Source organism: Citrobacter sp. CtB7.12, assembly GCF_001297795.1.
Lineage (GTDB): Bacteria > Pseudomonadota > Gammaproteobacteria > Enterobacterales > Enterobacteriaceae > Citrobacter_A > Citrobacter_A amalonaticus.
On sequence record NZ_LIFT01000007.1, the window covers coordinates 128,255 to 137,204 of the forward strand.

The 8,950-nt window shown below is 52.6% G+C and carries 10 protein-coding genes; 4 read left to right on the forward strand and 6 right to left on the reverse strand.

Annotation, left to right across the window (positions count from 1 at the left end; all coding sequences use genetic code 11):
* The first annotated feature begins 221 nt into the window (after positions 1-221).
* Positions 222-1,076, forward strand: a complete 855-nt coding sequence (locus AOY24_RS10920) for an aldo/keto reductase (RefSeq protein WP_054176620.1) — start codon at positions 222-224, stop codon at positions 1,074-1,076.
* A gap of 106 nt (positions 1,077-1,182) precedes the next feature.
* Here the strand turns inward: AOY24_RS10920 and AOY24_RS10925 are convergent, their stop codons facing one another.
* Positions 1,183-2,067: a D-hexose-6-phosphate mutarotase gene (locus tag AOY24_RS10925; protein WP_054176621.1), complete on the reverse strand. Its 885-nt coding sequence runs from the start codon at positions 2,065-2,067 to the stop codon at positions 1,183-1,185.
* An 85-nt stretch (positions 2,068-2,152) separates the two neighbouring features.
* Positions 2,153-3,148 carry a glyceraldehyde-3-phosphate dehydrogenase gene (gene gapA, locus AOY24_RS10930; RefSeq protein WP_043000921.1) on the reverse strand — a complete coding sequence of 332 codons (996 nt, stop codon included), beginning with the start codon at positions 3,146-3,148 and terminating at the stop codon, positions 2,153-2,155.
* A gap of 343 nt (positions 3,149-3,491) precedes the next feature.
* On the opposite strand from gapA, the gene msrB reads away from it, so the two are divergent.
* Positions 3,492-3,905, forward strand: coding sequence for a peptide-methionine (R)-S-oxide reductase MsrB (gene msrB / locus AOY24_RS10935; RefSeq protein WP_043000920.1), 414 nt, complete (start codon positions 3,492-3,494; stop codon positions 3,903-3,905).
* 41 nt (positions 3,906-3,946) lie between these two features.
* The gene (locus tag AOY24_RS10940) at positions 3,947-4,222 is read left to right on the forward strand and encodes a YeaC family protein (RefSeq protein WP_043000919.1); all 276 of its coding nucleotides are present in this window, start codon (positions 3,947-3,949) and stop codon (positions 4,220-4,222) included.
* 54 nt (positions 4,223-4,276) lie between these two features.
* Here the strand turns inward: AOY24_RS10940 and yajD are convergent, their stop codons facing one another.
* Complete coding sequence (gene yajD / locus AOY24_RS10945; RefSeq protein WP_042319478.1) at positions 4,277-4,621, reverse strand: HNH nuclease YajD; 345 nt, start codon at positions 4,619-4,621, stop codon at positions 4,277-4,279.
* Between the two features lie 175 nt (positions 4,622-4,796).
* Here yajD and AOY24_RS24900 point away from each other — a divergent pair, with 175 nt between their 5' ends.
* Entirely contained in the window at positions 4,797-5,228 is a 432-nt protein-coding gene (locus AOY24_RS24900; RefSeq protein ID WP_152967197.1) for a hypothetical protein, read from the forward strand.
* 31 nt (positions 5,229-5,259) lie between these two features.
* Here the strand turns inward: AOY24_RS24900 and pncA are convergent, their stop codons facing one another.
* From pncA to sppA, 3 genes are read right to left on the reverse strand one after another with little or no spacing between them, the layout of a single operon-like run.
* Positions 5,260-5,901 (reverse strand): bifunctional nicotinamidase/pyrazinamidase, encoded by a 642-nt coding sequence (gene pncA, locus AOY24_RS10955; protein ID WP_054176623.1) that lies wholly within the window; start codon positions 5,899-5,901, stop codon positions 5,260-5,262.
* A gap of 10 nt (positions 5,902-5,911) precedes the next feature.
* The gene (gene ansA / locus AOY24_RS10960; RefSeq protein WP_043000916.1) at positions 5,912-6,928 is read right to left on the reverse strand and encodes an asparaginase; all 1,017 of its coding nucleotides are present in this window, start codon (positions 6,926-6,928) and stop codon (positions 5,912-5,914) included.
* 55 nt (positions 6,929-6,983) lie between these two features.
* Complete coding sequence (gene sppA, locus AOY24_RS10965; RefSeq protein WP_054176624.1) at positions 6,984-8,840, reverse strand: signal peptide peptidase SppA; 1,857 nt, start codon at positions 8,838-8,840, stop codon at positions 6,984-6,986.
* Between the last annotated feature and the right edge of the window lie 110 nt (positions 8,841-8,950).

Consider the following 8,950-nt stretch of genomic DNA (forward strand, 5'->3'; position numbering starts at 1 on the left):
TAACCAATAGACACCTTTATTAATTAGCAGGGTTAGTCATTTTGTGCCGGGTGGTATTATGGGGATGCTCCTGAAAAATATTGTCCAACATAAATTGCGCTTCCCTGGAAGTGTGAATATGCCTAAGTTTTAACTGAGCCCTGAGAGTGCAATCTGTGCATCAAAACAGGGCACTTGCGCCCTGTTTTGCATTACGGTGGTGCACAACTAAGGAGAACGTGATGACAGATAAACAGGTTGTCTTCGCTGGTGGCGTTGTTCTACCTGCGATCGGGCAGGGGACATGGTACATGGGTGAAAATGCCGGTTACCGCCGGGCGGAAGTGTCTGCACTTCGTGCGGGCGTGGATCTGGGGCTAACGCTCATCGATACCGCTGAAATGTATGCCGATGGCGGAGCGGAAGAGGTGGTCGGTGAGGCGCTCAACGGACTGCGTGAACACGTGTTCCTGGTGTCGAAGGTTTACCCATGGAACGCGGGTGGGCAAAAAGCGATTGCCGCCTGTGAGGCCAGTCTGCGTCGTCTGAAAACCGACTATCTGGATCTCTATTTATTGCACTGGTCAGGCAATTTCTCCTTCGCCGAGACGGTCAAGGCGATGGAAACTCTGATGGCTCAGGGTAAAATTCGTCGCTGGGGAGTGTCCAATCTTGACGTCGACGATATGCAGGCGCTGTGGCAGATTCCGGGCGGCAGGCAGTGTGCGACCAATCAGGTGCTGTATCATCTGGCTTCACGCGGCATTGAATACGATTTATTACCGTGGTGTCAGCAACATCAGCTTCCCGTAATGGCTTACAGCCCGTTGGCGCAGGCCGGACGTTTACGCAGCGGTTTATTGAATCATCCGGTGGTCAATGAGATTGCGCATGCGCACAATGCATCAGTTGCGCAGATCCTGCTGGCGTGGGTCATCAGTCATCACGGAGTGATGGCGATTCCAAAAGCGGCAAGTGTGGAGCATGTACAGCAAAATGCGGCGGCGCTGAGCATCACGCTTTCCGCTCAGGAACTCGCCGCACTGGATAAGGCGTATCCCGCGCCGAGAGGCAAAACGGCGCTGGATATGGTCTGATGAGGTTTTGACTCGTTGGCCGGATAAGATGCGCTGGCATCGCCATCCGGCAAACAATGCCAGATGACGACCTGTCAGGCCTGTGACATCTCAACCACAATCATGCTTAGCGCTTCGCAACGCGAATGGTTTGCGCCAGGCGAGAAGGTTTTTCTTCGGTGGCCTTCTGTGCGGCGGTGGCATACGCCGTTTCTACGCACACAAAGGTTTTATAGCCATCATCCGGCATATCGCCCATGCTCACAGACAGCGCCGGGCCAGGGTTCCAGCCGACCACGTTGAGGTGGTGATGATGTACAACGTCGATGTTACGGTTCAGTGCGGCATCGTGAATCACGCTGCAGGCTTCCGGGTTCAGATAGACACGGTCAGTACGATCCGGAAACGCCTGTACGCCATCAGTCAGGACGTCTTCTTTCGCATCATTCACTTTATCGATGAAACGATCGCCCAGGCCGCTGACTTTCACCGTCGCGATATCGCCAACGTTGAAATAGGTATGCAGTGCAGAGGTCGTTTCAAATTCACCGTGCGCTTCAAGCTCAATCTCACAGGTTTTGCCTACTTTAAAGCGCGCCAGCAGGGTGAAATCATGTGGCCACAGTTTCAGTGTCTCTTCAGTGCTTTGCAGTTCAAACGTCAGCACTGCGCCGTTGTCGTCTTCATTATGTGCTTTCAGCGTCCACGGCAGGTTACGGGCAAAGCCGTGAGAAGGCAGTCCTTGCTGTGCCGCCGGACCAAACCACGGCCAGCAAATCGGCACGCCGCCGCGCAGCGCGATGCCATTTTTAAACGGAGTGTTGTTGCTCAGCCACAGAACTTCTTCCTCGCCAGCTGGTTTCCAGGAGAGCAGGTGCGCCCCCTGTAAAGCGAAAGAGGCTTTCGCCTGTGGGTGATCGACGACAATCAGTTCCAGATCGTCAAGCTGACGACGGGAGAGGACAGGGGTGAGTTGTTCAACGACAGGGAGAGCGAAAATTTTGTTAATCATGATGCAATCCTTGATTCAACCGTAGCGAAAAGCCATAAAAAAAGGCGACCGAAGTCGCCATTTTAGATCAGATTCTCATCTCAACTTATTTGGAGATGTGAGCGATCAGGTCCAGAACTTTGTTTGAGTAACCAGTTTCGTTGTCGTACCAGGAAACCAGTTTCACGAAGTTGTCGTTCAGAGCGATACCTGCTTTAGCATCGAACACGGAAGTGCAAACTTCGCCGTTGAAATCGGTAGATACAACGTCGTCTTCGGTGTAACCCAGAACGCCTTTCATCGGGCCTTCGGAAGCTGCTTTGATGGCTTTCTTAATGTCTTCGTAAGAAGCCGCTTTTTCCAGACGAACGGTCAGGTCAACAACGGATACGTTCGGAGTCGGAACACGGAACGCCATACCAGTCAGTTTGCCATTCAGTTCTGGCAGTACTTTACCTACAGCTTTAGCTGCACCGGTAGAGGACGGGATGATGTTCTGAGCCGCGCCACGGCCGCCACGCCAGTCTTTGTGAGACGGGCCATCAACGGTTTTCTGAGTAGCGGTGGTTGCGTGAACAGTGGTCATCAGACCTTCGATGATGCCGAAGTTGTCGTTGATGACTTTAGCCAGCGGAGCCAGGCAGTTGGTGGTGCAGGATGCGTTGGAAACGATGTCCTGGCCAGCATATTTGTCAAAGTTAGCGCCTTTAACAAACATCGGAGTGTTATCTTTGGACGGACCAGTCAGTACGACTTTTTTCGCGCCAGCAGTGATGTGCTTACGAGCAGTCTCGTCGGTCAGGAAGATACCGGTCGCTTCAGCTACTACGTCAACACCAACTTCGTCCCATTTCAGGTTAGCCGGATCGCGTTCAGCGGTAACACGGATTTTTTTACCGTTAACGATCAGATGACCGTCTTTCACTTCAACGGTACCGTCGAAACGGCCGTGAGTGGAGTCATATTTCAGCATGTAAGCCATGTAATCAGCGTCTAACAGGTCGTTGATTGCAACGATCTCGATGTCAGAACGTTTCTGAGCAGCACGGAAAACAATGCGACCGATACGGCCAAAACCGTTGATACCTACTTTGATAGTCATATATTCCACCAGCTATTTGTTAGTGAATAAAAGGTTGCCTGTAAAATTACAAAAACCTTACGCAGCGTCAAGCGGAATCGTGTCAATCATTGCGACAAATCAATCCTCTGTACAAGCTTTGCACGGCTGACTCGCCTCACTCTTCCATTGGGCTTGAAACCACATGGGGGCGGCGCCCCGAATTTTAAAGGGCAACTGAGATAAAAATGTGATTCGCATCACGATTCACAAGCTGCCATTTCGCAAGGATCAAGTTTAGAACAAAAGTCTGCACTCAGGTGTTAATGTTTTGTTAGAATCTGTCGCGCAATGTCAGCGTCATGAAAAGTGAGATGTGAGCAAAATGGCGAACAAACCTTCTGCAGAAGATCTGAAAAAAAACCTGTCTGAAATGCAGTTCTACGTGACGCAGAATCACGGTACAGAACCGCCGTTTACCGGGCAGTTACTGCATAACAAACGTGACGGCGTCTATCATTGTTTGATCTGCGATGCGCCGCTATTTACCTCCCAGTCCAAATACGATTCCGGCTGTGGCTGGCCGAGCTTCTACGAGCCGGTAAGTGAAGAGTCGATTCGTTACATCAAGGACTTTTCACACGGTATGCAACGCATTGAAATTCGCTGTGGAAACTGCGATGCGCACCTGGGGCATGTCTTCCCCGATGGTCCGCAACCCACCGGCGAACGTTACTGTGTCAATTCAGCTTCTCTGAGCTTCATCGACGACGAAAACGGTGCCCAGACGAAAGGTTGAAAAAACGATTCAGCAAATTATTCCATAGGAGCGGACTTATCATGAATCTTGATGAGATAATTAACAGCATGACGCCGGAAGTGTATCAGCGTTTATCCACCGCCGTTGAACTGGGAAAATGGCCGGACGGCGTCGCGCTGACCCCGGAGCAAAAAGATAATAGTCTGCAACTGGTGATGCTCTGGCAGGCGCGCCACAATACGGATGCGCAACATATGACGATCGACACCAATGGGCAGATGGTGATGAAGAGCAAACAGCAGCTGAAAGTGGATTTCGGCATCACGCCAGAACCAATTGCGACGTTCAAATCCTGATAGCGCACCGTGGAAGCCCGGCATTCTGTCGCTCTGCCGGGCTAACGCGGCGGATCATTTTTTATTCAGCATGGCTTTCAGGTCTGCGAAAGGGTTATACGTGGCTTCGCCGACGCTCTTTTGCGCATCCTCGCCCGCTACAACCGTGGAACCATACTGGTCGGCTTCCGTATATTTGGAATGCTCATGATCGTGGCAGTACAGGCACAACATTTCCCAGTTGCTGCCATCTTCCGGGTTATTGGAATGATCGTGATCGATATGGTGCACCGTCAGTTCGCGAAGGTTTGAGTAAACAAACTCGCGGGAGCAGCGGCCGCAGACCCACGGGAAAAGTTTCAGCGCCTTTTCCCGGTAACCTACTTCCAGACGGGCGTAATTTTTAGGGATAAAAGCCATACAATCCCATGCCTCCAGTTGAAAATGAAACGATGCGTCAAACGCTGACGCAACGGGTTGGGGCCATCATAACCGATCCCGTTTCGTGTGACACACCTCATCCCACCGCTTACGAAAAAAATGCCCCATGCGGACATGCAGGGCATTATTCGCATTGGACGGAGCGCGTTTCCGTATGAGTCCATACAACCCAGAAATGCGGATACGACAGATACGCAGTGCAAGAGGCATTCTGCCAACAAGAGTTTACTACTGTATGAGAAAAAGAAGCAGGCAGGCACTTTATCGTTGGATTACTGGCCATAGTCCATTGTGGTTCGTATGCTGGGTAACTGGTGTTATACCTTATATGCTGTTACTCCAGATACATTTATCAGCTCATACATTTTACTTTGAAAAACAAATCAGTTTGCCTACGGAAAACCGGATTCAGCTAATTATCGAGTTTCTATTTCTGATTTATACTCCAGTCTGTCTGGTTGCTATCGCTAATACTGCGATTCAATATGAAAACTTTCATTTATGGCGTTTTTTTGCCTTCCTGCTTTTTGCTAAGGGTGGTGAAATTTACTTCAATTTTCTTATGGGAAAATGGCCACTCGGGTAACGTAATACTCAGTGGCCAGCAAAACAGGCTGTTAACTCTGAGTTTCTTCCCAGTCAGCGAGGGTATACAACGTAGCGCCTGCTGCTGCCATCTCCATAAAGGCATGGGCACTGTCCTGTGGCTGAATGTTCACGCCGCGACAGCCATCGGTAATGACATTCACCGTATAGCCCAGTTGCAGCGCATCCAGCACCGTAAACCTGACACAATAGTCGGTGGCCAGCCCCATGACGATCAGTTCATTCACGTCATGCTGGCGAAGCCACGCGTCGAGTCCGGTTGTCTGCCGACGTCCGTTATCAAAAAAAGCGCTGTAGCTGTCGACCAGCGGATTCTCGCCCTTATGAAAAACGGCCTCTATTGCCTTGCGGTTCAGCAACGGATGAAACGCCGCGCCGTCCGTATTCTGCACGCAGTGATCGGGCCAGAAGGTTTGCGGCAAGCCGTCGAGTTGACCCTGGCTGTAAGGTTCTGCCCGATGCTGACTGGCGAAGCTCCCGTGGTTCGCAGGGTGCCAGTCCTGGCTTGCGAGGACCGCATCACCGCGGGTCTGGCACCATGCAATCAGCTGGTTTGCAATATCAACGGTGCTGTCGCCCTCCGGGACCGCCAGCGCGCCGCCGGCGCAGAAATCGTTTTGTAAATCGACCAGTAACAGCGCACGGTGTGTCATTCGATCCTCCTTAGTCGTCCGGCGTGAGTTCGCCACGCAGGTTTTGCGTCATCGCCTCGCGAATCGCATCCGTATCCAGCCCTTTGCTGAGCAGATAATGCAGTTTGGTCAGGGTTGCTTCTACGGTCATATCAGCACCGCCAACGACGCCAGCATGCGCCAGAGCATTGCCAGTGGCATAACCGCCCATGTTCACTTTCCCCGACATGCACTGCGTGAGGTTCACAACCACGATGCCGCGTTCGCTGGCTTCGCTAAGTTCTTTCAGAAATTCTTTATTCTGCGGCGCATTGCCGACGCCGTAGGAACGCAGAATCAGCGCTTTTACCGGCTGGCGCAGGAAGTTGCGCACCACATCGGCGGAGATACCCGGATAAATGGTGACGACCCCAATGGGTTGTGGCGTGATCGGGTGAACAATCAGCTCGCCTTCACTACGGGGAGCCAGCGGCGTCCCCAGACGGCGGATGTGGATACCCGCTTCCAGCAGCGGCTGGAGGTTAGGGGAGGCGAAAGCGTCAAAACCGTCGGCATGCGCTTTTGTCGTGCGGTTGCCGCGAAACAGACGGTTGTTAAAAAACAGCGTGACTTCGTTGATCGGATAATTTGCCGCGACGTAAAGCGCGTTGAGAAGATTGATTTGTCCGTCAGAACGCAGCTCCGCCAGCGGGATTTGTGACCCTGTCACAATCACCGGTTTACCCAAATTCTCCAGCATGAACGAGAGCGCAGAGGCGGTAAACGCCATGGTGTCGGTACCATGTAGGATCACAAAACCATCGTACTCATCGTAATGGGTTTTGATGTCATCGGCGATATGCTGCCAGTCTTCCGGCGTCATATCTGACGAATCCATCAGCGGGGCATATTCATGAATGGTGAAGTCGGGCATTTCAGGACGATGGAATTCAGGCATCAGCGCCAGCTGGCGCTGAAGGTGTCCGGAGACCGGAATGTAACCCTGTTCGGAGCGCTGCATACCAATGGTCCCGCCGGTATAGGCAACGTAAATCGATTTCTTCTGCATGCTAGTATCTTGTCGCTCAGAGAAAAGCCCTCTTCGCAGGAAGAGGGCGTGAGGATTAACGCACGTTCGCGCAGGTCAGACAGAACGCATAACGGTTTTGCGGATCGTTGAACGCGGCGAGCTTATCGCCTTCCGCTTTGACCGTACTGGCCGCTGAGGCCAGCGGCGCAGGGAGCATCGCCTGAATCGCTTGTGGCAGCATGGCGCGGACAGAACCTGACATACCGTCCATGATCATATCAAAGAAGGTTGGCTCATCCTGATAATAGTCGATATGCCACTCTTTGAGTTTCGCCAGTTCAGCCGCTTTAGCCACCGCATCATCGAAGTCACCCAGGCTGTCGACCAGGCCGTTCGCTTTGGCGTCCTGACCCGTCCAGACGTGGCCCTGCGCGATTTTATCAATCTGCTCAGGTGTGGATTTACGTGCCTGCGCCACCAGGGTGATAAAGCGCTTATAGCCATTCTCAATGCTCAACTGCATCATCTGCTGCGCTTCAGGCGGCAGGGCTTTAGTCAGCGAAATATCGGCCAGCGGTGACGTGGCAACGCCGTCGGTGTGTACGCCGATTGAGTCAAGGCTGTTCTCAACGGTATTAATCACGCCGAAGATACCAATCGAACCGGTCAGCGTGCTCGGGTTAGCCACAATGTAACTGGCAGGCGTAGAGATCCAGTAGCCGCCAGAGGCGGCCATTCCGCCCATCGATACGACCACCGGTTTACCGGCAGCACGTGCAGCGGCCAGTTCCGAACGAATCACTTCCGACGCCGTCACGCTACCGCCAGGGCTGTTGACGCGCAGAACGATGGCTTTCACTTTCGGATCCAGGCGCGCATCGCGAATCTGCGAGGCGGTGGTATCTCCGCCGACATTCCCCGGTGTTTCTTCACCATCCATGATGGCTCCGTTGGCAAAGACCACGCCGATGGCGCTGCCCGTATCCGCAGGCGGATTAAGCGTGTAATCGTAGTAGCTGATCGCGCGATAGTTATTCTCTGCCTTACTCCAGCCAAACTCTTTCGTCAGTGCTTTTTCCACTTCGGCACTGGAAAGCAGGGCGTCGACCAGTTTGCTGTCGAGCGCATACTTCGCCGTATCGCCATCGGCTTTCGTCAGCGCATCAAGCACGCCCTGAGCGCCAGGGAAGACCTGCTCTGCCGGGATTTGACGGTTGGCGGCAATGGTATTCAGGTAGTTCTGCCACAGTTCGCCAATCCAGCGGCTATCTGCTTCCCGCGCCGCAGGCGACATGTCGTCACGAATAAACGGCTCGACGGCAGATTTATATGTGCCCACGCGGAACACATGCGTCGACACTTTCAGCTTATCCAGCAGGGACTTGTAATACAGTCCGTTAGTGGCAAAACCGTGGATATCAACGGAACCCTGCGGCGAAAGCCAGATTTTATTGGCGAAGCTGGCAAGGTAATACTGACCCTGACTAAAATTATCGCCAACGGCATAGACTGGCTTACCACTGTCGCGGAATTCACGCAGCGCTTTACCGATATACTGCATTGACGGCTGATCGGCACCGGCGAAGTTCTTCAGGTCCATCACAATACCGGTGATATTGCGATCGTCTTTGGCCTGACGAATGGTATTGACGATATCGAACAGGGAGTTTTCCTGTAAGCGGTCGGAACTGGCACCGAGCAGTTGACGGCTAAGAGCGCCAAGACGACTGGTACTGGACGGCTTATCGACGATCACCCCGGAAATATCTAACATCAGGGCACCGCGACCGACTTTATCGCTGGTGTTATTGCTGCTGACCTGCATCCAGATCCCGACACCCACCAGGACAAGGAAGATAAAGAACAGGTTAAGCACCATCTCGCGGACAAAATTAAGCAGTCGCCACGTCCATTTAAAAAAACCGGCAATGAATCGCCACAGGGTTCGCATGTATTCTCCCTACCGTTACCAATACTACACCTGAGTCAGGTGTATGAGATGTGGCTATCCTAATGACCCTGCCGTCTCTTGTCAGCAGGAATCACTGTCGGCGCTGTAAC

Bases quoted from the DNA above. Each gene is read 5' to 3' on its own strand.
- AOY24_RS10920 (WP_054176620.1), top strand. From the start codon at position 222: ATGACAGATAAACAGGTTGTCTTCGCTGGTGGCGTTGTTCTACCTGCG.
- AOY24_RS24900 (WP_152967197.1), top strand. From the start codon at position 4,797: ATGAGTCCATACAACCCAGAAATGCGGATACGACAGATACGCAGTGCA.
- pncA (WP_054176623.1), bottom strand. From the start codon at position 5,901: ATGACACACCGTGCGCTGTTACTGGTCGATTTACAAAACGATTTCTGC.
- msrB (WP_043000920.1), top strand. From the start codon at position 3,492: ATGGCGAACAAACCTTCTGCAGAAGATCTGAAAAAAAACCTGTCTGAA.
- sppA (WP_054176624.1), bottom strand. From the start codon at position 8,840: ATGCGAACCCTGTGGCGATTCATTGCCGGTTTTTTTAAATGGACGTGG.
- AOY24_RS10925 (WP_054176621.1), bottom strand. From the start codon at position 2,067: ATGATTAACAAAATTTTCGCTCTCCCTGTCGTTGAACAACTCACCCCT.
- gapA (WP_043000921.1), bottom strand. From the start codon at position 3,148: ATGACTATCAAAGTAGGTATCAACGGTTTTGGCCGTATCGGTCGCATT.
- yajD (WP_042319478.1), bottom strand. From the start codon at position 4,621: ATGGCTTTTATCCCTAAAAATTACGCCCGTCTGGAAGTAGGTTACCGG.
- ansA (WP_043000916.1), bottom strand. From the start codon at position 6,928: ATGCAGAAGAAATCGATTTACGTTGCCTATACCGGCGGGACCATTGGT.
- AOY24_RS10940 (WP_043000919.1), top strand. From the start codon at position 3,947: ATGAATCTTGATGAGATAATTAACAGCATGACGCCGGAAGTGTATCAG.